The sequence below is a fragment of the Pseudomonas sp. BMW13 genome, assembly GCF_013357275.1.
GTDB classification, from domain to species: Bacteria; Pseudomonadota; Gammaproteobacteria; order Pseudomonadales; family Pseudomonadaceae; genus Aquipseudomonas; species Aquipseudomonas khazarica.
In genome coordinates this window covers 79,786-104,788 of sequence record NZ_SUKD01000019.1, presented here as the reverse complement: position 1 = coordinate 104,788, position 25,003 = coordinate 79,786, and the positions used below count along the sequence as shown (strand labels likewise).

Annotated in this window: 22 protein-coding genes and 1 pseudogene; 18 read left to right on the top strand and 5 right to left on the bottom strand. The window is 64.2% G+C overall.

Features of this window, described 5'->3' with window-relative positions; genetic code table 11:
* Nucleotides 1–37: 37 nt before the first annotated feature.
* The gene (gene dapD, locus E4487_RS15370; protein WP_150605838.1) at nucleotides 38–1,072 is read right to left on the bottom strand and encodes a 2,3,4,5-tetrahydropyridine-2,6-dicarboxylate N-succinyltransferase; all 1,035 of its coding nucleotides are present in this window, start codon (nucleotides 1,070–1,072) and stop codon (nucleotides 38–40) included.
* 35 nt (nucleotides 1,073–1,107) lie between these two features.
* Nucleotides 1,108–1,455 carry an ArsC family reductase gene (locus E4487_RS15365; RefSeq protein WP_175253773.1) on the bottom strand — a complete coding sequence of 116 codons (348 nt, stop codon included), beginning with the start codon at nucleotides 1,453–1,455 and terminating at the stop codon, nucleotides 1,108–1,110.
* 152 nt (nucleotides 1,456–1,607) lie between these two features.
* On the opposite strand from E4487_RS15365, the gene E4487_RS15360 reads away from it, so the two are divergent.
* A complete protein-coding gene (locus tag E4487_RS15360; protein ID WP_037053723.1) occupies nucleotides 1,608–3,242 on the top strand; it encodes a Na+/H+ antiporter in 1,635 nt (544 codons plus the stop codon).
* Nucleotides 3,243–3,365: 123 nt separating this feature from the next.
* On the opposite strand, the gene dapC is transcribed toward E4487_RS15360, so the two are convergent.
* Nucleotides 3,366–4,562 (bottom strand): succinyldiaminopimelate transaminase, encoded by a 1,197-nt coding sequence (gene dapC, locus E4487_RS15355; RefSeq protein WP_134677464.1) that lies wholly within the window; start codon nucleotides 4,560–4,562, stop codon nucleotides 3,366–3,368.
* Nucleotides 4,563–4,766: 204 nt separating this feature from the next.
* On the opposite strand from dapC, the pseudogene E4487_RS24910 reads away from it, so the two are divergent.
* A pseudogene (locus E4487_RS24910) lies at nucleotides 4,767–5,804 on the top strand (cache domain-containing protein); the annotation flags it as partial.
* Nucleotides 5,805–5,894: 90 nt separating this feature from the next.
* Nucleotides 5,895–6,659 (top strand): methyl-accepting chemotaxis protein, encoded by a 765-nt coding sequence (locus tag E4487_RS24905; protein WP_371923285.1) that lies wholly within the window; start codon nucleotides 5,895–5,897, stop codon nucleotides 6,657–6,659.
* 45 nt (nucleotides 6,660–6,704) lie between these two features.
* Here the strand turns inward: E4487_RS24905 and E4487_RS15345 are convergent, their stop codons facing one another.
* Nucleotides 6,705–9,401 (bottom strand): [protein-PII] uridylyltransferase, encoded by a 2,697-nt coding sequence (locus E4487_RS15345; protein ID WP_037053731.1) that lies wholly within the window; start codon nucleotides 9,399–9,401, stop codon nucleotides 6,705–6,707.
* Between the two features lie 70 nt (nucleotides 9,402–9,471).
* Nucleotides 9,472–10,254, bottom strand: a complete 783-nt coding sequence (gene map / locus E4487_RS15340) for a type I methionyl aminopeptidase (protein ID WP_037053733.1) — start codon at nucleotides 10,252–10,254, stop codon at nucleotides 9,472–9,474.
* A 250-nt stretch (nucleotides 10,255–10,504) separates the two neighbouring features.
* Between map and rpsB the strand changes: the two genes are divergently transcribed.
* From rpsB to rnhB, 15 genes are all read left to right on the top strand, one after another.
* On the top strand, nucleotides 10,505–11,245 hold the full coding sequence (rpsB, locus tag E4487_RS15335; protein WP_037053735.1) for a 30S ribosomal protein S2: 741 nt from the start codon (nucleotides 10,505–10,507) through the stop codon (nucleotides 11,243–11,245).
* A gap of 129 nt (nucleotides 11,246–11,374) precedes the next feature.
* A complete protein-coding gene (gene tsf, locus E4487_RS15330) occupies nucleotides 11,375–12,238 on the top strand; it encodes a translation elongation factor Ts (protein WP_037053740.1) in 864 nt (287 codons plus the stop codon).
* A 182-nt stretch (nucleotides 12,239–12,420) separates the two neighbouring features.
* Nucleotides 12,421–13,164, top strand: a complete 744-nt coding sequence (gene pyrH, locus E4487_RS15325) for a UMP kinase (protein ID WP_037053743.1) — start codon at nucleotides 12,421–12,423, stop codon at nucleotides 13,162–13,164.
* Nucleotides 13,161–13,718, top strand: a complete 558-nt coding sequence (gene frr, locus E4487_RS15320) for a ribosome recycling factor (protein WP_037053747.1) — start codon at nucleotides 13,161–13,163, stop codon at nucleotides 13,716–13,718. The genes pyrH and frr overlap by 4 nt, the downstream gene beginning before the upstream one ends.
* 17 nt (nucleotides 13,719–13,735) lie before the next feature.
* Entirely contained in the window at nucleotides 13,736–14,479 is a 744-nt protein-coding gene (gene uppS, locus E4487_RS15315) for a polyprenyl diphosphate synthase (protein WP_037053756.1), read from the top strand.
* The gene (locus E4487_RS15310; RefSeq protein ID WP_150605834.1) at nucleotides 14,479–15,294 is read left to right on the top strand and encodes a phosphatidate cytidylyltransferase; all 816 of its coding nucleotides are present in this window, start codon (nucleotides 14,479–14,481) and stop codon (nucleotides 15,292–15,294) included. Before uppS ends, E4487_RS15310 begins: the two co-directional genes overlap by 1 nt.
* Nucleotides 15,291–16,475 (top strand): 1-deoxy-D-xylulose-5-phosphate reductoisomerase, encoded by a 1,185-nt coding sequence (gene ispC / locus E4487_RS15305; RefSeq protein WP_175253771.1) that lies wholly within the window; start codon nucleotides 15,291–15,293, stop codon nucleotides 16,473–16,475. Before E4487_RS15310 ends, ispC begins: the two co-directional genes overlap by 4 nt.
* A 63-nt stretch (nucleotides 16,476–16,538) precedes the next feature.
* On the top strand, nucleotides 16,539–17,891 hold the full coding sequence (gene rseP / locus E4487_RS15300; RefSeq protein ID WP_037053765.1) for a sigma E protease regulator RseP: 1,353 nt from the start codon (nucleotides 16,539–16,541) through the stop codon (nucleotides 17,889–17,891).
* Between the two features lie 87 nt (nucleotides 17,892–17,978).
* Nucleotides 17,979–20,339, top strand: a complete 2,361-nt coding sequence (gene bamA / locus E4487_RS15295) for an outer membrane protein assembly factor BamA (protein ID WP_134677469.1) — start codon at nucleotides 17,979–17,981, stop codon at nucleotides 20,337–20,339.
* A 43-nt stretch (nucleotides 20,340–20,382) separates the two neighbouring features.
* Complete coding sequence (locus tag E4487_RS15290) at nucleotides 20,383–20,886, top strand: OmpH family outer membrane protein (RefSeq protein WP_037053771.1); 504 nt, start codon at nucleotides 20,383–20,385, stop codon at nucleotides 20,884–20,886.
* Entirely contained in the window at nucleotides 20,883–21,944 is a 1,062-nt protein-coding gene (gene lpxD, locus E4487_RS15285) for a UDP-3-O-(3-hydroxymyristoyl)glucosamine N-acyltransferase (RefSeq protein WP_150605826.1), read from the top strand. The genes E4487_RS15290 and lpxD overlap by 4 nt, the downstream gene beginning before the upstream one ends.
* A gap of 49 nt (nucleotides 21,945–21,993) precedes the next feature.
* Complete coding sequence (fabZ, locus tag E4487_RS15280) at nucleotides 21,994–22,434, top strand: 3-hydroxyacyl-ACP dehydratase FabZ (protein WP_017363778.1); 441 nt, start codon at nucleotides 21,994–21,996, stop codon at nucleotides 22,432–22,434.
* Nucleotides 22,431–23,207, top strand: a complete 777-nt coding sequence (gene lpxA / locus E4487_RS15275; RefSeq protein ID WP_134677471.1) for an acyl-ACP--UDP-N-acetylglucosamine O-acyltransferase — start codon at nucleotides 22,431–22,433, stop codon at nucleotides 23,205–23,207. Before fabZ ends, lpxA begins: the two co-directional genes overlap by 4 nt.
* A 5-nt stretch (nucleotides 23,208–23,212) precedes the next feature.
* The gene (gene lpxB, locus E4487_RS15270) at nucleotides 23,213–24,346 is read left to right on the top strand and encodes a lipid-A-disaccharide synthase (RefSeq protein WP_037053782.1); all 1,134 of its coding nucleotides are present in this window, start codon (nucleotides 23,213–23,215) and stop codon (nucleotides 24,344–24,346) included.
* Nucleotides 24,346–24,963 (top strand): ribonuclease HII, encoded by a 618-nt coding sequence (rnhB, locus tag E4487_RS15265; protein ID WP_037053784.1) that lies wholly within the window; start codon nucleotides 24,346–24,348, stop codon nucleotides 24,961–24,963. The genes lpxB and rnhB overlap by 1 nt, the downstream gene beginning before the upstream one ends.
* The last annotated feature ends 40 nt before the right edge of the window (nucleotides 24,964–25,003 follow it).

The window sequence follows — 25,003 nt, the reverse complement described above, 5'->3', positions numbered from 1 at the left end:
CGTCGCCGGCTCGTGACTTGCAGCTTGGCGCTGCCTCTTAATTGTGAGCGTGCAGGGCTTCGTTCAGCTCGATGGCCGACTTGTGGGTCTTGCACTCCACGGCGCCGGTCAGCGAGTTGCGGCGGAACAGCAGGTCGGCCTGGCCGGCCAGCTCACGCGCCTTGACCACCTTGACCAGGGCATTGCCCTCGTCGAGCAGGTTCACCTTGGTCCCGGCGGTGATGTACAGGCCGGCTTCCACGGTGTTGCGGTCACCCAGCGGGATGCCGATACCGGCGTTGGCACCGATCAGGCAGCCTTCGCCGACGCTGATGATGATGTTGCCGCCGCCGGACAGGGTGCCCATGGTCGAGCAGCCTCCGCCCAGGTCCGAACCCTTGCCGACGAATACGCCCGCGGAGACGCGACCTTCGATCATGCCCGGGCCTTCGGTGCCGGCGTTGAAGTTGACGAAGCCTTCGTGCATCACGGTGGTGCCTTCGCCGATGTAGGCGCCCAGGCGCACGCGGGCGCTGTCGGCGATACGCACGCCGGCCGGTACCACGTAGTCGGTCATTTTCGGGAACTTGTCCACGGAGAACACTTCCAGCAGCTCGCCCTTCAGGCGTGCTTCCAGCTGACGCTCGGCCAGCTCGCCGAGGTCGACGGCGCCCTGGCTGGTCCAGGCCACGTTGGGCAGCAGCGGGAAGATGCCGGCCAGGCTCAGGCCGTGCGGCTTGACCAGTCGGTGCGACAGCAGGTGCAGCTTGAGGTAGGCCTCCGGCGTGCTGCTCGGTGCGGCGTCTTCGGCGAGGAAGGTGGCGACCAGCGGGTTGTGGCTTTCGGCCAGGCGGGTCAGCAGCGCGGCCTGGGCGCTGTCCACGCCTTTCAGGGCCTCGGCTAGGTCGGCCGCCTGGGCGGTGGTGAAGGCGATGGCCTGGTTGCCGCCCTGGTAGCCGAGCTTCTCGGCGGCCTTGGCGACCAGCTCGGCTGCCGGGTTGAGCAGGGGCTGCGCGTAGAAGACTTCCAGCCAGTTGCCCTGGCGATTCTGGGTACCGACGCCAAAGGCGATGCTGAAGAGGGTGGTGCTCATGATATGGGTTCCTTGCAACGAAATCGGGTGAGGTATCAGGCCAACGCGGCTTGGTAGTTATCCGGTTTGAAGCCGACCAGGGTCTTGTCGCCCAGGTCGAGCACCGGGCGCTTGATCATCGAGGGCTGGGCCAGCATCAGCTCGATGGCCCCGGCCTGGTCGAGGTCGCTTTTCTGGGTGTCGTCCAGCTTGCGGAAGGTGGTGCCGGCGCGGTTGAGGATGGTTTGCCAGCCATGCTCGTTGCACCACTTCTCCAGGCTCGCACGGTCGATTCCGGCGCTCTTGTAGTCATGAAAGGCATAGTCGACCTGGTGCTCTTCGAGCCAGGTTCTGGCCTTTTTCATCGTGTCACAGGCCTTGATGCCATACAGGACGTAACTCATTGATCTTCCTCTGATGAGTGGCGTGCCGGAAGCTCCGGGAAATACGGCGGGCCATTATGCCACGTCATATCGCGGCTGGGCGGTGGCTGTCGCTGCGAAGTGTTACGGCGCTAGAATCGCAGCCTCCCGCCCGTTCCCGCCGGTTTCGCGCCATGCAATTGCTCTACACCATCCTGACCATGTTGCTGGTGGTCAGTGGCACCCGTATTACCGCTCAGTTCATCCCCTTGCCGCTGCCGTTGCTGCAGATCCTGATCGGTGCGCTGCTGGCCATTCCGGTCCTGGGCATGCACGTGCGCCTCGATCCCGAGCTGTTCCTGCTGCTGTTCATCCCGCCCTTGCTGTTCGTCGACGGCTGGCGCATGCCCAAGGGGCAGTTCCGGGAGCTGCGTACGCCGATCCTGCTGCTGGCGTTCGCCCTGGTGTTCTTCACCATCCTGGGGGCCGGGCAGGTCATCCACTGGCTGTTGCCGCAGGTGCCGCTGGCGGCCTGTTTCGCCCTGGCCGCAGTGCTCTCGCCGACCGATGCGGTGGCCGTCTCGGCGATCACCCATGGGCGTTTGCCCAACACCCTGAACAACCTGTTGCAGGGCGAGGCGCTGATGAACGACGCCTCCGGCCTGGTGGCGTTCAAGTTCGCCGTGGCGGCGACGCTCACCGGGGTGTTCTCGATCACCGATGCCGGCCTGCAGTTTCTCCTGGTGGCGTTTGGCGGGCTGGCCATCGGCGTGGCGCTCAGCTACCTGCTGGGGCGGCTGCGCGCCTGGATGATCGGCCGAGGCTGGGAAGACCCCGCCCCGCATGTGCTGCTCCTGCTGCTGTTGCCATTCGCCGCCTACGTCGCCGCCGAGCACCTGGGGCTCTCCGGGATTCTCTCCGCCGTCGCGGCGGGGATGATGCAGAGCCGTCTCGATCTGCTGCCCAGGCAGACCTCGACGCGGATGCTCAACCGCAGCGTCTGGGCGTTGCTGGAGTTCACCTTCAACGGCCTGATCTTCCTGCTGCTCGGCTTGCAGCTGCCGGACATCCTCGGCGCCGCGCTGGGCGGGCACGCGACGCCCTGGCGTTTCGCGCTGCAGGCCCTGGCCATGGTGGTGGTGATCTACGCCGTGCTGATGCTGCTGCGCTTCGTCTGGGTCTACAGCTACTGGCGCATGTCCGGGGCGCTGCGCCGGTTGCGCGGCGAGCCCACGCGGTTCGCCGGGCAGTCACGCATCGCCCTCAGCGCGGTGCTGACGCTCGGTGGTGTGCGTGGGGCGGTGACCCTGGCCGGCGTGATGTCGTTGCCGTTGCTGCTCAACAGCGGCGAGGCCTTCCCCGAGCGTGACCTGCTGATCCTGATCGCTGCCGGGGTGATCCTGTTGTCATTGCTGGTCGCCAGCGTCGCCTTGCCACGCATCCTGCCGCGTCTGCCGCAGGACAACGCCGCCGTGCACGAGCGTGAGCTCAACCGCCATCGCGCGCTGATGCTGGAGTCGGCCATTCGCTACCTGGAGTCCGAGGACGAACGCGCCGCCGATGCCGAGGGCGCAATCGCTTCGGTCGAGGTGAAGGCGAGGCTGATGAGTGAGTACCGCGATCTGCTCGAGCGTGCCCGTGGTGGCGAGGAGGCGCGTGAGCATCAGCGCGAGGTCGATCGCCTGGAGTACCGCCTGCGTCTGCAGGCGCTGCGTACCCAGCGCCTGGAGCTGTATCGCATGCGCAAGGACAACGAGCTGGATGACGACATGCTGGCCGAGATCCTGCGCGACCTGGATATCGCCGAGGCGCGTTTGCACAAGAGCTGAGTCACGGATAGGCGTAGCCCGGATTGCATCCGGGCTACGGAGTCAGAGGCTCGCGGCTAAAGCCCCTCCTACAAACCAAGCAGCTGTGGGAGGGGCTTCAGCCGCGACTGCTTTTGAAGTCGTTCAGGCGCCGCGAATGAAGCGGGCGATACGCTCGGCGGCCTCGATGCACTCGGCCAGCGGCGCGACCAGGGCCATGCGCACGCGGCCGGCGCCGGGATTGACGCCGTTCACTTCGCGCGACAGGTAGGAACCCGGCACCACGGTGACGTGTTCGCTGGCGAACAGGTCGCGGGTGAAGGTGGCATCGTCACCCGGCGTGCGTGCCCACAGGTAGAAGCCGCCGTCCGGGCGCTGCACGTCCATCACCGGGGCGAGGATCTCCAGCACGGCGGCGAACTTCTCGCGGTACATGTCGCGGTTGGTGCGCACGTGGGCCTCGTCGTTCCAGGCGGCAACGCTGGCCAGCTGGGTCTGTACCGGCATGGCGCAGCCATGGTAGGTGCGGTACAGCAGGAAGTGCTTGAGGATGCTGGCGTCGCCGGCCACGAAGCCGGAGCGCAGGCCGGGCAGGTTGGAGCGCTTGGACAGGCTGTGGAACACCACGCAGCGTGCGAAATCGCTGCGGCCCAGCTCGGCACAGGCGCTGAGCAGGCCGGGCGGTGGCGCGGCCTCGTCGAAGTACAGCTCGCTGTAGCATTCGTCGGCGGCAATCACGAAGTCATGCTGGTCGGCCAGGGCGATCAGCTTCTTCAGGGTCTCGACCGGGATCAGTGCGCCGGTGGGGTTGCCCGGCGAGCAGAGGAAGAGGATCTGGCAGCGTTGCCAGACCTCGGTCGGCACCGCATCGAAGTCCGGGTTGAAGCCGTGGGCCTCCAGGCAGGGCAGGTAGTGCGGCTCTGCGCCGGCGAGAAACGCCGCGCCTTCGTAGATCTGGTAGAAGGGGTTGGGGCTGACCACCAGGCCCTTGGCGTTGCGGTCGACCACGGCCTGGGTGAAGGCGAACAGGGCCTCGCGGGTGCCATTGACCGGCAGCACGTGGCGCGCGGCATCCAGCCAGCCAGCCGGCACGGCGAAGCGCCGTTCGCACCAGTTGGCGATGCTCTGGCGCAGCTCCGGCAGGCCCAGGGTGGTCGGATAGACGGCGAGCTTGTCGAGGTTGGCGGTCAGCGCCTGGGCGACGAAGTCGGGCGAGCGGTGCTTGGGCTCACCGATGGACAGCGCGATGGGCGAGCGGTCGCTGGCAGGCTGCACGTCGGCGAGCAGGGCGCGGAGCTTCTCGAACGGGTAGGGCTGCAGCTGGGCGAGGGCGTGGTTCATGATGATCCGACGGGTCCTTTGTGAGGCGGTGACAAAGCTGGCGACACTAGCACGGCAGGCCTTGCGGGGAAATTCCCTTCGTCCGTCCGATTTTCGTCCGTTTAGGTCGCGTCTGCGACGCACGCAGCGCTCAAGGCCCGGCGTCGCGCGCCGATAGCGTCGGCCTAACCCGTTCTCTCCCCCTTTTCATGGCGAACTCTGCCCATGCGCACCCTGAAATTCAGTCACAAGATCATGCTGGCTGCTTCCCTTGTGGTCATCGCGGCCTTCGCATCGTTCGCGCTGTACAACGATTACCTGCAGCGCACGGCGATCCGCGAAAGCCTGTCCAACTACCTCAATGATGTCGGTCTGGTCTCAACCGGCAACATCCAGCACTGGCTGGATGGACGCATGCAGCTGCTGGACAACCTCGCCGAGTCGGTGCAGGACGACAGCTCGCCGGCGCCCCTGCGCAGGAACCTGCAGCATCGCAGCATCGCTTCCGCCTTCCTCTATGCCTATTTTGGCCAGGCTGATGGCACCTACACCCAGTTCCCCGCCAGCGAGCTACCCGCCGGTTACGATCCTCGCCAGCGGCCCTGGTACAAGAGCGCGCAGGGCAACGGTGGCCCGGGGCTGACCGCGCCCTATCTGGCGGCCGACCCGCGTGACGGCCTGCTGATCACCATCACGCGCCCGGTCAGCGCGGGTGGCAACCTGCTGGGGGTGGTCGGCGGCGACCTGAAACTGCAGACGGTCGATGACATTCTCAACTCCTTCGACCTGGGCGGGATGGGCTATGCCTTCCTGGTCGACGAAAAGGGCACGGTGCTGGTGCACCCTGACAAGAGCCTGGTGCTCAAGACCCTGACGGAGCTGTTCCCGGGCGAGGCGCCTCGCCTGGAGTCCACGCTGCAGAGCGCGTCGGCGGTCGATGGCAGCGCCCGCCTGGTCACCTTCCTGCCGGTGCAGGGGCTGGCCGGCGTGCGCTGGTACGTCGGCCTGTCGGTCGACGAAGGCAAGGCCTTCGCTGCGCTCAGCGAGTTCCGCGTCTCTGCGCTGATGGTGACGATCATCGGTGTGGTGGCCATTCTGCTGCTGCTGGGCGCGCTGATCCGCATCCTGCTGCGCCCGCTGCACGTGATGAGCCATGCCATGGGCGGCATCGCCGAGGGCGAGGGGGACCTGACGCAGCGCCTCACGATCGCCTCCGGCGACGAGTTCGGTGAGCTGGCTGGCGCCTTCAATCGCTTCGTCGAGCGAATTCACGAGTCGATCCGCGAGGTGGCTTCGGCAACTCGTGAAGTGCATGCCCGGGTGAGCACGGTGGTGCAGGCGTCCAACGCGTCCATGGATAATTCCAGCGAGCAGGCATCGCGCACCGACAGCGTCGCGGCGGCGATCAACGAGCTGGGCGCCGCAGCCCAGGAGATCGCGCGCAATGCCGCCGACGCCTCCGTGCAGGCCAGCGATGCGCGCCGCGATGCCGAGGAGGGCCAGGGCATGGTTGACCGCACGCTGGGCTCGATGAGCGAACTGTCGGAGAAGATTCAGGCCTCCGGTCGGCACATCGAGGTGCTCAGCGAGAAGAGCAGCGACATCGGCCAGATCCTCGACGTGATCAAGGGTATCTCCGAGCAGACCAACCTGCTGGCGCTCAACGCCGCCATCGAGGCGGCGCGTGCCGGCGAGGCCGGGCGAGGTTTCGCCGTGGTGGCCGATGAGGTGCGCAACCTGGCGCAGCGCACGCAGAGTTCGGCCCTGGAAATCCAGCAGATGATCGAGCAGCTGCAAGCCGGCGCGCGTGATGCGGTGGCGACCATGGGCGAGAGTCGTCGCTTCAGTGATGACAGCGTGCGCATCGGTGGTCAGGCGGGCGAGAAGCTGGATGGCGTGACTCGCCGCATCGGCGAAATCGACGGCATGAACCAGTCGGTGGCCACTGCCACCGAGGAACAGACCTCGGTGATCGAGAGCCTGAACATGGACATTACCGAGATCAACATGCTCAACCAGGACGGCGTGCGCAACCTGCAGGCCAGCCTGAGCGCCTGTACCGAACTGGATCAGCAGGTCGGCCGGCTCAAGCAGCTGGTGGACAGCTTCAGAATCTGATCCTGGCTCATGATGTGGCGTCCGACGCCACATCATGAGCCGGGGTCAGAAGGTGATCTGCGCCGGGGTAGGGCTGCTGGGCTCGGACAGACGGCGGACGATGGTTTCCTGCAGGCGTGCGCAGAGCTCCGGGTCCGACAGCGGCTGGTTGTTGGCGTCGGTGACGAAGAACACGTCCTCGACGCGCTCGCCGAGCGTGGCGATCTTGGCGTTCTGCAGCGACAGGTCGTATTCGAGGAAGATGCGCCCGATGCGTGCCAGCAGGCCGGGGCGATCCGGGGCGGTCAGCTCGAGGATGGTCACCGGGCGCTGCGCGTCGTTGTGGATGGTCACCTGCGGCGCGAAGGCGAAGTGCTTGAGCTGGCGCGGTACCCGGCGCTGGATGATGGTCGGGTAGTCGTCGGGGTTCTTCAGGGCTTCGATCAGGCCCTCGCGGATCTGCTGGATGCGCGCCGGGTTGTTGCCGATCGAGCCGCCGTCGGCATCCAGCACCACATAGGTGTCGAGGGTGAACTGGCTGGTGGAGGTGATGATCCGCGCATCGTGAATGTTCAGGTTGAGCTGGCTCATCGCGGCCACGGTCACGGCGAAGAAGTCGTGCTGGTCCGGCGCGTAGATGAAGATCTGCGTGCCGCCTTCGAACTCGCGCTGGGTGGTTTCTTTCATCAGCACCAGCGGCCCGCCATCGTCGGGGTGCTGGAGGATGGCGTCGGTGTGCCAGGCCACGTCGCTGGCAGTATGCCGCAGGAAGTAGTCATCCCCCAGCTGGCTCCACAGCTGCTCGGCGTCGTCCGGGTCGATGCCGCCGCGCACCAGCAGGTCCAGGGCCGCGCTCTGCGTCTGGCGAATCTGCTCTTCGCGGTCCAGCGGGTTCTCCAGGCCGCGGCGCAGAGCGCGCTTGGTCTCGGTGTAGAGCTGGCGCAGCAGGCTGGCGCGCCAGGAGTTCCACAGGCTGGGGTTGGTGGCGTTGATGTCGGCCACGGTCAGCACGTAGAGGTATTCCAGGTGGGTCTGGTCGCCGACGAACTGGGCGAAGTCGTGGATCACCTGCGGGTCGGAAAGGTCCTTGCGCTGGGCGGTGGTGGACATCACCAGGTGGTGCTGCACCAGCCAGACGATCAGGGCACTGTCCCAGGCGGGCAGGTGGTGGCGACGGGCGAAGGCTTCGGCATCCACCGCGCCCAGCTCCGAGTGGTCGCCGCCACGGCCCTTGCCGATGTCGTGGTAGAGACCGGCGAGGTAGATCAGCTCCGGCTTGGGCAGGCGCTCGATGAGCTTGCTGGCCAGCGGGAATTTCTCCGCCAGCTCCGGCCAGCGGAACTTGCGCAGGTGCTTGATCAGGTTGAGGGTGTGCGCGTCGACCGTATAGATGTGGAACAGGTCGTGCTGCATCTGCCCGACGATATGGCCGAACTCCGGCAGGTAGCGGCCGAGAATGCCGTAGCGGTTCATGCGCCGCAGGTTGCGGTGGATGCCCTCGCGGCACTTGAACAGCTCGATGAACAGGCTGGTGTTGCGGATGTCCTTGCGGAAGTCGTCGTCGATCAGGTGCCTGCTGTCGCGCAGCAGGCGAATGCTGTCGGCGCGCACGCCCTTGATCTCGGGATGCTGGGCCATCAGCACGAAGATCTCGATGATGGCGAAGGGGGTGCGCTTGAAGACGTTGGGGTGGGTGACCTCGATATAGCGGTCACGCACCTGGAAGCGACTGTTCAGCGGCGTGGCCTGGCTGGTCTCGCCGGCGCGCAGGATGACTTCCTCGAAGTGCTGGTTGATCAGGTCCGACAGCTCGGAAATGGCCATCACCACCCGGTAGTACTTCTGCATGAAGTGTTCGATGCTGCGCTTGCCGTCGCCGTCCTTGTAGCCGAACAGCGCCGCGATGCGCGCCTGGTAGTCGAACAGCAGGCGGTCTTCGGCGCGGCCCGCGAACATGTGCAGGGCGTAGCGCACCTTCCAGAGAAATTCCTGGCTGGAGGAGAGCAGGGCGTATTCGCTCTCCAGCAGGAAACCCTGGCCGACCAGTGCCTGCAGGTTGAGCGTGCCGAACTGGCGGCGGGCGACCCAGAGCACCGTCTGGATATCGCGCAGGCCGCCGGGCGAACCCTTGACGTTGGGCTCCAGGTTGTATTCGGTGTCGTTGTACTTGCCGTGACGCGCCTTGCGCTCTTCACGCTTGGCCAGATAGAAGTGCTTGCTCGGCCACATCTCGTCCGTGCTGGTGACCTGCTGCATGCGCTGACGCAGGTGCTCGGGGCCTGCGATGGTGCGGCTTTCCATCAGGTTGGTGATCACCGTCAGGTCGGCGCGCGCCTCCTCGGCGCACTCATCGACCGAGCGCACGCTCTGACCGACTTCCAGGCCGATGTCCCAGAGCAGGGTGAGGAAGCCTTCGATCGATTCGCGAAAGATCTCGTGATCGCTGCTGTCGAGCAGGATCAGCAGGTCGATGTCCGAGTAGGGGTGCAGCTCGCCACGGCCGTAGCCGCCCACGGCGAGCAGGGCGATGTCGGCTTCGTCGCTCCAGGCGAAGCGTTTCCAGGCTTCCTGGAGGATCTGGTCGACGAACCAGGCGCGGTCTTCGACCAGGCGGCGGATGTCGCGGCCGGCATGGAAGCGCGCATCCAATACTTCATGCGCGCGGCGGATGGCTTTCTTGAATGCGGCGATGGGGCTGGACTTGAGCGCCAGCTCGGCCTGGAACTGACCACGGTCAAACAGTTCGGGGTCCATCTGCGGCATGCAGTGCCTTCCTTAAATACGAGTGGTGGGGTGCGCCCCGCGCGCCATTGCGCTCGGGGCGTACTCGGGCTCAGGCCGAGGTGCGGGCGATGGTGTCGTCAGCGCGCAGGGTGAAAATCTCGTAGCCGTCGGCGGTGACCAGTATGGTGTGTTCCCACTGCGCGGACAGCTTGCGGTCCTTGGTGATGGCGGTCCAGCCGTCGCCGAGCAGGCGGGTTTCCGGGCGGCCCTGGTTGATCATCGGCTCGATGGTGAAGGTCATGCCTTCCTTGAGCTCCATGCCGGTGCCGGCCTTGCCGTAGTGCAGCACCTGCGGCTCTTCGTGGAACACGGCGCCGATGCCATGGCCGCAGTATTCGCGAACCACGGAAAAACCGTTCTTCTCGGCATGCTTCTGGATCACTTCGCCGATATCGCCCAGGCGGGTGCCCGGCTTGACCAGTTCGATGCCTTTATACATGCACTCCTGGGTGATCTTGGCCAGGCGCTCGGCCCACTCGGGAACCTTGCCGACCATGAACATCTTGCTGGTATCGCCGTGGTAGCCGTCCTTGATCACGGTGACGTCGATGTTCAGCACGTCGCCGTCCTTCAGCGGCTTGTCGTTGGGGATGCCGTGGCACACCACGTGGTTGATCGAGGTGCAGATCGACTTGGGGAAGCCCTTGTAATTGAGCGGGGCGGGGATGGCCTTCTGCACGTTGACGATATAGTCGTGGCACAGGCGATCCAGTTCGTCAGTGGTGACGCCGGGCTTGACGTGCTCGCCGATCATTTCCAGCACTTCGGCGGCCAGGCGGCCGGCCACGCGCATTTTCTCGATTTCTTCGGCGGATTTGATGGTGACGGTCATGGCAGGCTCTCGGAAGGCATACAGATAAAGGCGGCTATATTAACAGCTACGAGCCGCAAGCCCCAAAAGGCAGCTTGCTGCTCCAAGCTTGTAGCTTGCGGCTGCTTTGTGTGGTATAAAACGCGCCGCTTTACGGGCACTGAGTCCGAAAGCTCAAACCCACACACGTATCGACACGGTTTCCTGGGTGCCCGCAAGGGTTGGAAGCTGGGATACGTGGAGGCCTAACCCGACTTATCAAGGAACTATCATGTCCCAAGTCAACATGCGCGATATGCTGAAGGCCGGTGTGCACTTCGGCCACCAGACCCGTTACTGGAACCCGAAAATGGGCAAGTACATTTTCGGCGCGCGTAACAAGATTCACATCATCAACCTCGAAAAAACCCTGCCGATGTTCAACGACGCGCTGTCGTTCGTTGAAAAGCTGGCTGCTGGCAAGAACAAGATTCTGTTCGTTGGCACCAAGCGTTCCGCTGGCAAGATCGTTCGCGAAGAAGCTGCTCGTTGCGGCTCGCCGTTCGTCGATCACCGCTGGCTGGGCGGCATGCTGACCAACTACAAGACCATCCGTGCTTCGATCAAGCGCCTGCGCGAGCTGGAAACCCAGTCCCAGGACGGCACCTTCGCCAAGCTGACCAAGAAAGAAGCCCTGATGCGTTCCCGTGATCTGGAAAAACTGGATCGCAGCCTGGGTGGTATCAAGGACATGGGCGGCCTGCCGGACGCTCTGTTCGTGATCGACGTCGATCACGAGCGCATCGCCATCACCGAAGCCAACAAGCTGGGCATCCCGGTCATCGGCGTTGTCGATACCAACAGCAGCCCGGAAGGCGTTGACTACATCATCCCGGGTAACGACGACGCCATCCGCGCCATCCAGCTGTACATGGGTGCCATGGCCGACGCCGTGGTCCGTGGTCGCAGCAACGCTGGCGGCGCAACCGAAGAGTTCGTCGAAGAAGCGGCTGCCGAGAGCGCCGAAGGCTAAGCGGTAACGCAAAGCATCTAGCGTTATGCGCTGTGCAAGAAGGGGGCTAGGCCCCCTTTTTGCCACTCAAAGATTTGATCGCCTGCCTGGCAGGTGAATGGTTGAAGACCTACCGAGAGGATTTTCAAGATGGCAGAAATTACTGCAGCCCTGGTTAAAGAACTGCGCGAGCGTACCGGCCAAGGCATGATGGAGTGCAAGAAGGCGCTGGTTGCCGCTGGTGGCGATATCGAGAAGGCCATTGACGACATGCGCGCTTCCGGTGCCATCAAGGCTGCCAAGAAGGCCGGCAACATCGCCGCCGAAGGTTCCATCGCCGTTCGCGTCGAAGGCGGCCGTGGCCTGATCATCGAAGTCAACTCGCAGACCGACTTCCTGGCTCTGCAGGACGACTTCAAGGCCTTCGTCAAGGACAGCCTGGACGAAGCCTTCGCACAGAACCTGACTGAAGCCGCTCCGCTGATCGCTTCCCGCGAATCCGCTCGTGAAGCGCTGGTCGCCAAGTGCGGCGAGAACGTCAACATCCGTCGTCTGACCGCTGTCTCCGGCGACACCGTTGGTGCCTACCTGCACGGCCACCGCATCGGCGTTCTGGTTGTCCTGAAAGGCGGCAACGACGAACTGGCCAAGCACGTTGCCATGCACGTTGCTGCTTCCAACCCGGCCGTCGTTTCGCCGGACCAGGTTTCCGAAGAGCTGGTTGCCAAGGAAAAGGAAATCTTCCTGCAGCTGAACGCCGAGAAAATCGCCGGCAAGCCGGAGAACATCGTCGAGAACATGGTCAAAGGCCGTATCGCCAAGTTCCTGGCCGAAGCCAGCCTGGTCGAGCAAGCCTTCATCATGGACCCGGAAGTCAAGGTCGGTGACCTGGTGAAGAAAGCCGGTGCTGAAGTCGTTTCCTTCGTACGTTACGAAGTGGGCGAAGGCATCGAGAAGGCCGAGACCGACTTCGCTGCCGAAGTTGCCGCCCAGGTTGCTGCCAGCAAGCAGTAATCAGCGGTTTCGGTGAGTGCCCCAAAGAGGCTGCCCGCTTGCGCGTGCGGCCTCTTTGCCGACTAGGGGGCAGCAAAGTAGTAGGGTTGCCGTGAAAGGTGACCATCGACGCCCTGGGGGTGTCGGACAATTGCAGCCCCGTGCTGCATACAGCATTCAAATCGCCGCAGGAGAGACTTGCAATGGCTCAGCAGACGACTGGTCGCCAACCTCGTTACAAACGCATTCTGCTCAAACTTAGCGGCGAAGCCCTGATGGGCTCGGAAGACTTCGGCATCGATCCCAAGGTGCTCGATCGCATGGCGCTGGAAGTCGGTCAGCTGGTCGGCATCGGCGTGCAGGTCGGCCTGGTGATCGGTGGCGGCAACCTGTTCCGCGGCGCCGCACTGTCCGCAGCCGGCATGGACCGGGTCACCGGTGACCACATGGGCATGCTGGCCACGGTGATGAACGCCCTGGCCATGCGCGACGCGCTGGAGCGCTCGAACATCCCGGCCATCGTCATGTCGGCCATTTCCATGGTCGGCGTCACCGACCACTACGACCGCCGCAAGGCCATGCGCCACCTCAAGACCGGTGAAGTGGTGATCTTCGCTGCCGGTACCGGCAACCCGTTCTTCACCACCGACTCCGCCGCCTGCCTGCGCGCCATCGAGATCGATGCCGACGTGGTGCTGAAGGCGACCAAGGTGGATGGCGTGTACACTGCCGACCCGTTCAAGGACCCGCATGCCGAGAAATTCGAGCGTCTGACCTACGACGAAGTGCTCGATCGCAAGCTGGGCGTCATGGACCTGACGGCCATCTGCCTGTGCCGCGATCACGCCATGCCGCTGCGTGTCTTCAACATGAACAAACCAGGCGCCCTGCTCAATGTGGTGGTGGGTGGCGCCGAAGGAACCCTGATCGAGGAGGAAGCACAATGATCAACGACATCAAGAAAGACGCCCAGGAGCGTATGAGCAAGTCCCTGGATGCGCTGGGTCGCAACCTGGCTTCCATTCGTACCGGCCGTGCCCATCCGAGCATTCTCGATAGCGTCAAGGTGCCGGCCTGGGGTAGCGACATGCCGCTGAACCAGGTGGCCGCGATCACCGTCGAGGACGCCCGTACCCTGAAGATCGTCGCGCACGACAAGAACCTCGGCGCCGCCATCGAGAAGGCCATCCTGACCTCCGATCTCGGCCTGAACCCGAGCAGCGCCGGTACCACCATTCGCGTGCCGATGCCGGCCCTGACCGAAGAGACCCGCAAGGGTTACACCAAGCAGGCGCGTGGTGTGGCGGAAGATGCCAAGGTTGCCGTGCGCAACGTGCGTCGCGATGCCCTGGCCGAGCTGAAGAAACTGTCCAAGGCCAAGGAAATCAGCGAAGACGAAGAGCGTCGTGCCGCTGACGAGCTGCAGAAGATCACCGACAAGTTCGTCGCTGACATCGACAAGGCCCTGGAGGTCAAGGAAGCGGACCTGATGGCCGTTTGACGGCTGAGCGCCCTGACATGGACAAGAACAAGCAGGCGGTGCCGCGGCATGTCGCCATCATCATGGACGGCAACAATCGCTGGGCGAAGAAACGCCTGTTGCCGGGAGTGGCAGGGCACAAGGCCGGGGTCGATGCGGTTCGCGCGGTGATCGAGGTCTGTGCCGAGTCGGGTGTCGAGGTGCTCACCCTGTTCGCCTTCTCCAGTGAGAACTGGCAGCGCCCGGCCGAAGAGGTCGGCGCGCTGATGGAGCTGTTCCTCAGTGCGCTGCGCCGCGAGGCCCGGCGTCTGCAGGACAACGACATCAGCCTGCGCATCATCGGTGATCGCTCGCGCTTTCACCCCGAGTTGCAGGCGGCGATGCGCGAGGCCGAGCTGCAGACAGCGGGCAGTCGTCGTTTCATCCTGCAGATCGCCGCCAACTATGGCGGTCAGTGGGACATCGCCCAGGCCGCTCAGCGCCTGGCGCGAGAGGTGCAAGCCGGCCACCTGCAGCCCGAGGACATCACTCCCGAGCTGCTGCAGGGCTGCCTGGCCACCGGCGATCTGCCGTTGCCCGATCTGTGCATCCGCACGGGTGGCGAGCATCGCATCAGCAATTTCCTCCTCTGGCAGCTGGCCTACAGCGAGCTGTACTTCTCCGACCTGTACTGGCCGGATTTCAAGCACGAGGCCATGCGCAAGGCGCTGGCCGATTTCGCCAACCGCCAGCGTCGCTTCGGCAAGACCAGCGAGCAGGTAGAGGCTGAGGCGCGTTCCTGATGCTCAAACAACGAATCATCACGGCACTGGTGCTGTTGCCCATTGCCCTGGGCGGATTCTTCCTGCTCGACGGCGCTGCCTTCGCATTGTTCATCGGCGTGGTCGTCTCCCTGGGTGCCTGGGAGTGGGCGCGTCTGGCTGGTCTCGAGGCGCAGGCGCAGCGGGTGGGCTATGCCGCCGTGGTCGCGGCGTTGCTTGGCGTGCTGTACCTGACGCCGGTCGTGGCCCCCTGGCTGCTGGTGGTGGCCGTGCTCTGGTGGCTGGCCGCGACCTTCCTGGTGCTGACGTACCCCTACAGCAGTCGCTTCTGGGGTGACGTGCCCCGGCGCCTGCTGATCGGTCTGTTGATCCTGCTGCCGGCCTGGCAGGGATTGGTGCTGCTCAAGCAGTGGCCGCAGGCCAACGGCCTGATCATCGCGGTGATGGTGCTGGTGTGGGGCGCGGATATCGGTGCCTATTTCTCCGGCAAGGCCTTTGGCAAGCGCAAGCTGGCGCCCAAGGTCAGCCCGGGCAAGAGTTGGGAAGGGGTGTATGGCGGTCTGGCCGCCAGCCTGCTGATCACCCTGCTGGTCGGGCTGCAGCAGGGCTGGTCATTCAAGGGGCTGGTGCTGGCCCTGGTCGGCGCTGCCCTGGTGGTGTTCATTTCGGTGATCGGCGATCTGACCGAAAGCATGTTCAAGCGCCAGTCCGGGATCAAGGACAGCAGTAACCTGTTGCCTGGGCATGGTGGCGTGCTCGATCGCATCGACAGCCTCACGGCGGCCATTCCATTGTTCGCCGCGCTGCTCTGGCTGGCAGGGTGGGGCGCGCTGTGAGTGCAGTGCAACGCATCACCGTGCTCGGCGCCACCGGGTCGATCGGGCTGAGCACGCTGGACGTGATCGCGCGTCACCCCGAGCGCTACAGGGTCTTCGCCCTCAGCGGCTTCTCGCGCCTGGCGGAGTTGCGGGTACTGTGCCTCAAGCATCGTCCGCGCTACGCCGTAGTGCCCGATGCCCAGGCTGCGCGTACCCTGCAGGGCAGCCTGCAGGCCGACGGGCTGGATACCCAGGTGCTGTGTGGTGAGGAGGGGTTGTGCGCAGTCGCCGCGGATGCCGAGGTCGACTGCGTGATGGCGGCGATCGTCGGGGCGGCGGGCCTGCGTCCGACGCTGGCGGCTGTGCAGGCCGGCAAGAAGGTGTTGCTGGCCAACAAGGAAGCGCTGGTGATGTCTGGCGCCCTGTTCATGCAGGCGGTCAGGAGCAGCGGTGCCGTGCTGCTGCCGATCGACAGTGAACACAATGCGATTTTCCAGTGCCTGCCCGGTGACTATGCCCGGGGCCTGCAGCAGGTCGGGGTTCGCCGCGTCCTGCTGACCGCATCTGGCGGGCCGTTCCGTGAAACGCCGCTGGCGGCGCTGGAACACGTGACCCCCGAGCAGGCCTGCGCTCACCCGAACTGGTCCATGGGGCGCAAGATCTCCGTCGACTCGGCGAGCATGATGAACAAGGGCCTGGAGCTGATCGAGGCGTGCTGGCTGTTCGATGCGCGCCCCGAGCAGATCGAGGTGGTGATCCACCGGCAGAGCGTGATTCATTCGCTGGTCGATTACGTCGATGGCTCGGTGCTGGCCCAGCTGGGCAATCCGGACATGCGCACGCCGATCGCGCATGCGCTGGCCTGGCCGGAGCGCATCGACTCGGGCGTGTCGCCGCTGGACCTGTTCACGGTCGGTCGCCTCGATTTCGAGCGCCCCGACGAGCAGCGTTTCCCTTGCCTGCGCCTTGCCCGCGAGGCCGTGCAGGCCGGCGGCAGTGCGCCGGCGATGCTCAATGCCGCCAACGAGGTGGCCGTCGAGGCCTTCCTGCAGGGGCGCATACGTTTCATCGATATCGCGCGTATGATTGAGTCCGTGTTGAACGCGCAACCGGTGCAGGCTGTCGAAGCGCTCGACGCGGTATTCGAGGCCGACGCGCAAGCGCGCGCGCTGGCTGGAGAATGGCTTGCCGGTCGTTGAGCGAGCCTGTGTTGACCCGACGTGCGCCAGGCCATGAGCGGCGTGTAGGGCTGGAGAAGTGAAATGAGTGGGCTGTACATGTTGGTTGGCACCCTGATCGCGCTGGGTGTGCTGGTGACCTTCCATGAGTTCGGGCATTTCTGGGTGGCCCGTCGCTGTGGGGTCAAGGTGCTGCGTTTCTCCGTCGGCTTCGGCACGCCGCTGCTGCGCTGGCATGACCGTCAGGGCACCGAATTCGTGGTGGCCGCCATTCCCCTGGGCGGCTACGTGAAGATGCTCGACGAGCGCGAGGGCAGCGTGCCGGACGAGCAACTCGATCAGGCGTTCAACCGCAAGAGCGTGCGTCAGCGCATCGCCATCGTCGCAGCCGGGCCGGTGGCCAACTTCCTGCTGGCACTGCTGTTCTTCTGGTTCGTCGCCATGCTCGGCAGTCAGCAGGTGCGCCCGGTGATCGGCGCGGTGCAGCCCGACAGCCTGGCGGAAACGGCCGGCCTGCAGGCCGGGCAGGAAATCGTCGCGGTCAATGGCGAGGCCACCACGGGCTGGGCGGCAGTCAACCTGCAGCTGGTTCGGCGCCTGGGGGAGAGCGGTACCCTGAGTCTGCGCGTGCTCGAACCCGGTTCCACCGTGGAGACCGCCAGGCAGGTGCCGCTGGACAACTGGCTGCGCGGTGTCGATGAGCCGGACCCGATCGGCTCGCTCGGCATTCGCCCCTGGCGCCCGGTGCTCGAGCCGGTTCTGGCCGAGGTCGATTCCAAGGGGCCGGCCTATGCCGCCGGCCTGAAGCCGGGCGACCGCCTGCTGGCGCTTGACGGCGAGCCACTGGCCGACTGGCAGGACCTGGTCGATCGCGTGCGCAAGCTTCCCGGCGCCGACGTGACCCTGCGCTACGAGCGCGCCGGTCAGGCGCAGGACGTGCGCCTGACCCTGGCTGCGCGGGGCGAGGGTGAGGCGCGCAGCGGCTACCTGGGGGCTGGCGTGCAGGGTGTCGAATGGCCGCCGGAAATGCTGCGCGAGGTGCGCTACGGGCCGCTCGACGGCGTTGCCGAAGGTGTCCGCCAGACCTGGGCGATGAGCCTGCTGACCCTTGATTCGCTGAAGAAAATGCTCTTCGGAGAGCTCTCGGTAAAAAACTTGAGCGGGCCGATAACCATTGCTAAAGTGGCGGGCGCTTCGGCTGAGTCAGGGCTGGGGGATTTCCTGAAATTCCTTGCATATCTGAGTATTAGCCTGGGGGTTCTCAATCTTTTGCCCATTCCCGTACTGGATGGTGGGCATCTGCTGTTCTATCTGGTCGAGTGGGTGCGTGGTCGCCCCTTGTCCGAGCGGGTTCAGGGTTGGGGGATGCAGATCGGCATCAGTCTGGTCATCGGGGTCATGTTGTTGGCGTTGGTCAACGATCTCAGCCGTCTGTAAGCATTGCTGGATTGCGTTCTTGAGATTTACAAGAAGTGTCGCCTCGAGCGGCAGCTTTTATCGTCAGTTGGAATAAGAAAGGACTTCATGAAACGTCTGCTGCTACCTGCGGTACTGTCCGCATTGATGATCGCCGAAGTTCACGCCGAGTCCTTCACCATCTCCGATATACGCGTCAACGGTCTGCAGCGGGTCTCCGCCGGCAGCGTGTTCGGCGCGCTGCCGTTGAACGTGGGCGAGCAGGTCGACGACCGCCAGTTGGTCGACGCCACCCGTTCCCTGTTCCGCACCGGCTTCTTCCAGGACATCCAGCTCGGTCGCGATGGCGATGTGCTGGTCGTCACCGTGGTCGAGCGTCCTTCCATCTCCGGCATCGAGATCGAGGGCAACAAGGCCATTACCACCGAAGACCTGCTCAAGGGCCTGAACCAGTCCGGCCTGGCGGAAGGCGAGATCTTCCAGCGCGCGACGCTCGAAGGCGTGCGTAACGAACTGCAGCGTCAGTACGTGGCCCAGGGCCGCTACTCGGCCGAGATCGAGGCCGAAGTGATTCCACAGCCGCGTAACCGCGTGGCGCTGAAGATCACCATCAACGAAGGTACCGTTGCGGCGATCTCCCACATCAACGTGGTCGGCAACACCGTCTTCTCCGACGAAGACCTGACCGACCTGTTCGAGCTGAAGACCACCAACTGGCTGTCGTTCTTCAAGAACGACGACAAGTACGCCCGCGAGAAACTCTCCGGTGACCTCGAGCGCCTGCGCTCGTACTACCTGGACCGCGGCTACATCAACATGGACATCAGCTCCACCCAGGTATCCATCACCCCGGACAAGAAGCACGTCTACATCACCGTCAACGTCGAAGAGGGCGAGAAGTACAGCGTTCGCGACGTGAAGCTCTCCGGCGACCTCAAGGTACCGGAAGAAGACGTGCGTGCGCTGCTGCTGGTCAAGGAAGGTCAGGTCTTCTCGCGCAAGATCATGACCACCACCAGCGAGCTGATCACTCGCCGCCTGGGCAACGAGGGCTACACCTTCGCCAACGTCAACGGCGTGCCGGAAGCGCATGACGAAGACAACAGCGTCTCGATCACCTTCTTCGTCGATCCGGGCAAGCGTGCCTACGTCAACCGCATCAACTTCCGTGGCAACACCAAGTCCGAGGACGAAGTGCTGCGCCGCGAGATGCGCCAGATGGAAGGTGGCTGGGCCTCGACCTACCTGATCGATCAATCCAAGGTGCGCCTGGAGCGCCTCGGCTTCTTCAAGGAAGTCAACGTCGAAACGCCGCAGGTACCGGGCACCGACGACCAGATCGACGTCAACTACAGCGTCGAGGAACAGCCTTCCGGCTCGATCACCGCCAGCGTCGGTTTCGCCCAGAACGCCGGTCTGATCCTGGGTGGCTCGATCAGCCAGAACAACTTCCTGGGTACCGGTAACAAGGTCAGCATCGGCCTGACCCGTAGCGAATACCAGACCCGCTACAGCTTCGGCTTCGTTGACCCCTACTGGACCGTCGACGGTGTCAGCCTGGGTTACAACGCCTTCTACCGCACTACCGACTACGATGAGCTCGATGTCGACGTGTCCAGCTACTCGGTGGACAGCCTGGGTGCAGGCGTCAACATCGGCTACCCGATCAGCGAGACGTCGCGCCTGACCTACGGCCTGACCGTGCAGCAGGACACTATCGACACCGGTCGCTACACCGTCGACGAGATCTTCGACTTCATCGACGCCGAGGGCGACAACTACCTGAACTTCAAGGGCTCCATCGGCTGGTCCGAGTCGACCCTCAACCGTGGCGTGCTGGCCAACCGTGGCCATTCGCAGAGCCTGGTGCTGGAAACCACCCTGCCGGGCAGCGACCTGTCGTTCTACAAGCTCGACTATCGCGGCCAGGTGTTCACGCCGCTCAGTGACAACTACACGCTGCGCTTCCATACCCAGCTGGGTTACGGCGACAGCTATGGCAGCACCGCGGAGCTGCCGTTCTACGAGCACTACTACGCCGGTGGCTTCAACTCGGTACGTGGTTTCGAGGACAGCAGTCTGGGCCCGCGCAGCACGCCGAGTACCGGTACCAAGCCCGGCACGCTGGCCGATCCGGACCAGGATCCGCTGCCGTTCGGTGGTAACGTGCTGGTGCAGGGTGGCGTGGAGATGCTGTTCCCGCTGCCGTTCGTCAAGGACCAGCGTTCGCTGCGTACCGCGCTGTTCTGGGACGTGGGTAACGTGTTCGACACCAATTGCTCGTCGAGCCAGAAGAAGATCAGCGACAGCTGCGATATCGACTTCAGCAACCTGGCCAGCTCCGTGGGTGTCGGCGTGACCTGGATCACCGCGCTCGGTCCGCTGAGCTTCAGCCTGGCCATGCCGATCAAGAAGCCGGATGATGCCGATACTCAGGTGTTCCAGTTCTCCCTGGGTCAAACCTTCTAATCTGTTTCACCGAAAGCCAACAGTTTTGTTGCAGGAGTGCATTGTGCGTAAGTTGACTCAACTGGTTCTGTTCACCGCCGCCCTGATCGCCACTCCGGCGTTCGCTGAAATGAAGGTGGCCGTACTGAACTATCAGATGGCGCTGCTCGAGTCTGATGCGGCCAAGCGTTACGCCGTCGATGCCGAGAAGAAATTCGGCCCGCAGTTGAACAAGCTCAAGACCCTGGAAAGCGACGCCAAGCGCATCCAGGACCGCATGGTCAAGGAAGGCGAGAAGATGCAGCAGGCCGAGCGTGAGCGTCTCGAGCTCGAGTTCAAGCAGAAGGCCCGTGATTTCCAGTTCCAGTCCAAGGAACTGAACGAAGCCAAGGCCATTGCCGATCGCGAGATGCTGGCCAAGCTCAAGCCGAACCTGGACAAGGCGGTCGAGGAAGTCATCAAGAAAGGCAACTTCGACCTGGTTCTCGAGCGCGGTGCGGTGATCGATGTCAAACCTCAGTACGACATCACTCGCCAGGTCATCGAGCGCATGAATCAGATGCGTTGAGCATGGCCGTGACAGTTACCCTCGGCCAGTTGGCCGAGCGCCTGGGCGCCACCCTGCGTGGCGCCGAAGGCAAGGTCATCTCGGGCCTGGCCACCTTGCAGGAGGCCGGGCCCGAACAGTTGAGCTTCCTGGCCAACGCCCAGTACCGCAAGTTCCTGGCCGAGAGCCAGGCCGGCGCGGTGCTGTTGACGGCTGCCGATGCGGAAGGCTACGCGGGTGACGCGCTGATCGTCGCCAACCCCTATCTCGCCTACGCCCAGCTGTCCCACCTGTTCGATCGCAAGCCCGTGGCGGCGGCCGGCGTGCATGCCACTGCCCAGGTCGCAGCGGATGCGCAGGTCGATCCGAGTGCCAGTATCGGTGCCTTTGCCGTGATCGAAAGTGGCGCGCGTATCGGCGCGGACGTCAGCATCGGCGCGCATTGCGTGGTCGGCGCGCGCAGCGTGATCGGTGACGGCGGCTGGCTGGCACCGCGCGTGACGCTGTACCACGACGTGCGGATCGGCAAGCGCGTGGTGATCCAGTCCGGGGCGGTGATCGGTGGCGAGGGCTTCGGTTTCGCCAACGAGAAGGGCGTGTGGCAGAAGATCGCGCAGATCGGTGGGGTGACCATCGGCGATGACGTCGAGATCGGCGCCAATACCACCGTGGACCGTGGTGCGCTGTCCGACACCCTGATCGGCAACGGCGTGAAGCTGGATAACCAGATCATGATCGCGCACAACGTGCAGATCGGCGACAACACCGCGATGGCGGGCTGTTGCGGGATTTCCGGCAGCACCAAGATCGGTCGCAACTGCATGATCGCAGGTGGTGTCGGCATGGTGGGGCATATCGAGGTGTGCGACAACGTGTTCGTCACCGGTATGACCATGGTGACGCGTTCGATCACCGAAGCGGGTGCCTATTCTTCCGGAACCGCCATGCAACCGGCAGGCGAGTGGAAGAAGAGTGCGGCACGCATTCGTCAGTTGGACGAGATGGCCAAGCGTCTGCGAGAGCTGGAAAAGCAGCTGGCCGCCGTGACCCAGACGGCGAATGTCTCATCTGATGCCTGAGCATGGCGTGCTGCCGTGCTCTTTTCTTTTCTTACAGGCTTAACCGGACATGATGGACATCAACGAAATTCGTGAATATTTGCCGCACCGCTATCCTTTCCTGCTGGTGGATCGTGTGGTGGACCTGGACGTCGAAGGCAAGACTGTTCGCGCCTACAAGAATGTCAGCATCAATGAGCCGTTCTTCAATGGCCACTTCCCCGAGCATCCGATCATGCCGGGCGTGCTGATCATCGAGGCCATGGCCCAGGCTGCCGGGATTCTCGGCTTCAAGATGATGGGCGTGAAACCGGCCGATGGCACCCTGTACTACTTCGTCGGTTCCGACAAGCTGCGTTTCCGCTCTCCCGTCACGCCGGGCGATCAGCTGGTACTGGAAGCCAAGTACCTGAGCGACCGTCGCAGCATCTGGAAATTCGAGTGCCGCGCCACTGTCGATGGCAAGGAAGTCTGCTCCGCTGAAATCATCTGTGCGGAACGCAAGCTATGAGTTCGATTGACCCTCGCGCGATCATCGACCCCAGTGCCAGGTTGGCCGACGACGTCGTCGTCGGCCCCTGGAGCATTGTCGGGCCCGATGTGGAAATCGGCGAGGGTAGCGTGATCGGTCCGCACGTGGTGCTCAAGGGACCGACCGTGATTGGCAAGCACAACCGTATCTATCAGTTTTCCTCGGTTGGCGAAGATACCCCCGATCTGAAGTACAAGGGCGAGCCCACGCGCCTGGTGATCGGTGATCACAACGTGATTCGCGAAGGCGTCACCATTCACCGTGGCACCGTGCAGGACCGCAGCGAAACCACCATCGGTGACCATAACCTGATCATGGCCTATGCCCATATCGGGCATGACAGCGTCATCGGCAATCACTGCATCCTGGTCAACAACACCGCGCTGGCGGGGCATGTATGGGTCGACGACTGGGCGATTCTGTCCGGTTACACCCTGGTGCATCAGTTCTGCCGCATCGGGGCGCACAGCTTTTCCGGCATGGGTACCGCCATCGGCAAGGACGTGCCGGCGTTCGTCACCGTATTCGGCAACCCGGCCGAAGCGCGCAGCATGAATTTCGAAGGCATGCGCCGTCGTGGTTTCTCCGCCGAAGCCATCTCCGCGCTGCGCAAGGGTTACAAGCTGGTCTACCGCCAGGGCCTGACCGTCGAGCAGGCGCTCGCCGAGTTGGCCGAGTCCGCGGCCCAGTTCCCGGAAGTCGCGATATTCCGCGACTCCATTCAGGCGTCCACACGCGGCATCACTCGCTGAATCCCATGACTAGACCTCTTCGCGTCGCACTGGTCGCTGGTGAGGCGTCCGGCGATATTCTCGGAGCGGGCCTGATGCAGGCCATCAAGTTGCGCCATCCGGACGTCGAGTTCATCGGCGTGGGCGGTGCACGCATGGAAGCCGAGGGCCTGACATCCTATTTCCCGATGGAACGCCTGGCCGTGATGGGGCTAGTCGAGGTGCTCGGTCGCCTGTTCGAGCTGCTGGGGCGTCGACGCCAGCTGGCACGCGACCTCATCGCGGCGCAGCCCGATGTGTTCATCGGCATCGATGCACCGGATTTCAACCTGGGCCTGGAGCTCAAGCTGCGCCGCGCCGGGATCAGGACCGTGCACTACGTCAGCCCGTCAGTGTGGGCCTGGCGGCAGAAGCGGGTGTTGAAGATCCGTGAAGCCTGCGATCTGATGCTGACCCTGTTTCCGTTCGAGGCGCAGTTCTACGATGCGCATCAGGTGCCGGTGCGCTTCGTCGGTCACCCCCTGGCCGATGCCATACCACAGCACGCTGACCGCGCGGCGGCACGTGACGCGCTGGATCTGCCGCATGACGAGGCCGTCGTCGCGCTGATGCCAGGCAGTCGGGGCGGCGAAGTGGCGCGTCTTGGCGAACTCTTTCTCGATGCAGCGATTCGTCTGCGTGCGCTGCGCCCGGGCATCCGTTTTCTGCTGCCATGCGCCACCCCGGAGCGCCGTGAGCAGCTCGAGCAGATGCTGGCCGGGCGCGACCTGCCGCTGACCCTGCTCGATGGTCGCTCGCACGAGGTGCTGGCCGCCTGCGACGCGGTGCTGATCGCTTCCGGCACGGCGACCCTGGAGGCCCTGCTGTACAAGCGGCCGATGGTGGTGGCCTATCGTGTGGCGCCGATGACCTATCGCATTCTCAAGCGCCTGGTGAAAAGCCCCTATATCTCGCTGCCCAACCTGCTGGCCGAGCGCCTGCTGGTGCCGGAGCTGATCCAGGATGCGGCGACCGCCGAGGCGTTGGCGCAGACCGTGGCGCCATTGATCGATGGCGGTCAGGTGCAGACCGAGGGGTTCGACGTGATCCACCGTGCACTGCGGCGCGATGCCTCGGTGTCGGCAGCCGATGCCGTGCTCAAGCTGGCAGGGCGCGGCTGATGCAGCTGGGCCTGGACTTTACCCTGGTCGAGGAACTGGTCGCCGGCGTCGATGAAGTCGGCCGTGGCCCGCTCTGCGGCGCGGTGGTGACGGCGGCGGTGATTCTCGATCCGGCTCGTCCGATCCTTGGCCTGAACGATTCGAAGAAGCTCACCGAGGCCCGCCGCGAGGCGCTGTTCGACGAGATCCGCGAGAAGGCCCTGGCCTGGTGCATCGCCCGTGCCGAGGTGGAAGAGATCGACCGCCTGAATATCCTGCATGCCACCATGCTGGCCATGCAGCGTGCCGTGGAAGGCTTGGCGGTGACGCCGAAGCTGGCGCTGATCGATGGCAATCGCTGCCCGAAACTGGCCGTGCCCAGCGCCCCGGTGGTCAAGGGGGACAGTCGGGTGCCGGCGATCGCCGCTGCCTCGATCCTGGCCAAGGTCAGCCGTGATCGCGAGATGCTCGAGATGGATCGTCTCTACCCCGGCTATGGCATCGCCGGGCACAAGGGCTATCCCACGCCGGTGCATCTCGAGGCGCTCAAGCGCCTGGGGCCGACGCCCATCCACCGGCGCTCCTTCGCTCCGGTGAGAGAGGCAGCTGCAAGCGGCCAGCTTCAGGCTCCAGGTTAAGAGCAAAGGCAGCGTAGCCCGGATGCAATCCGGGGCATGG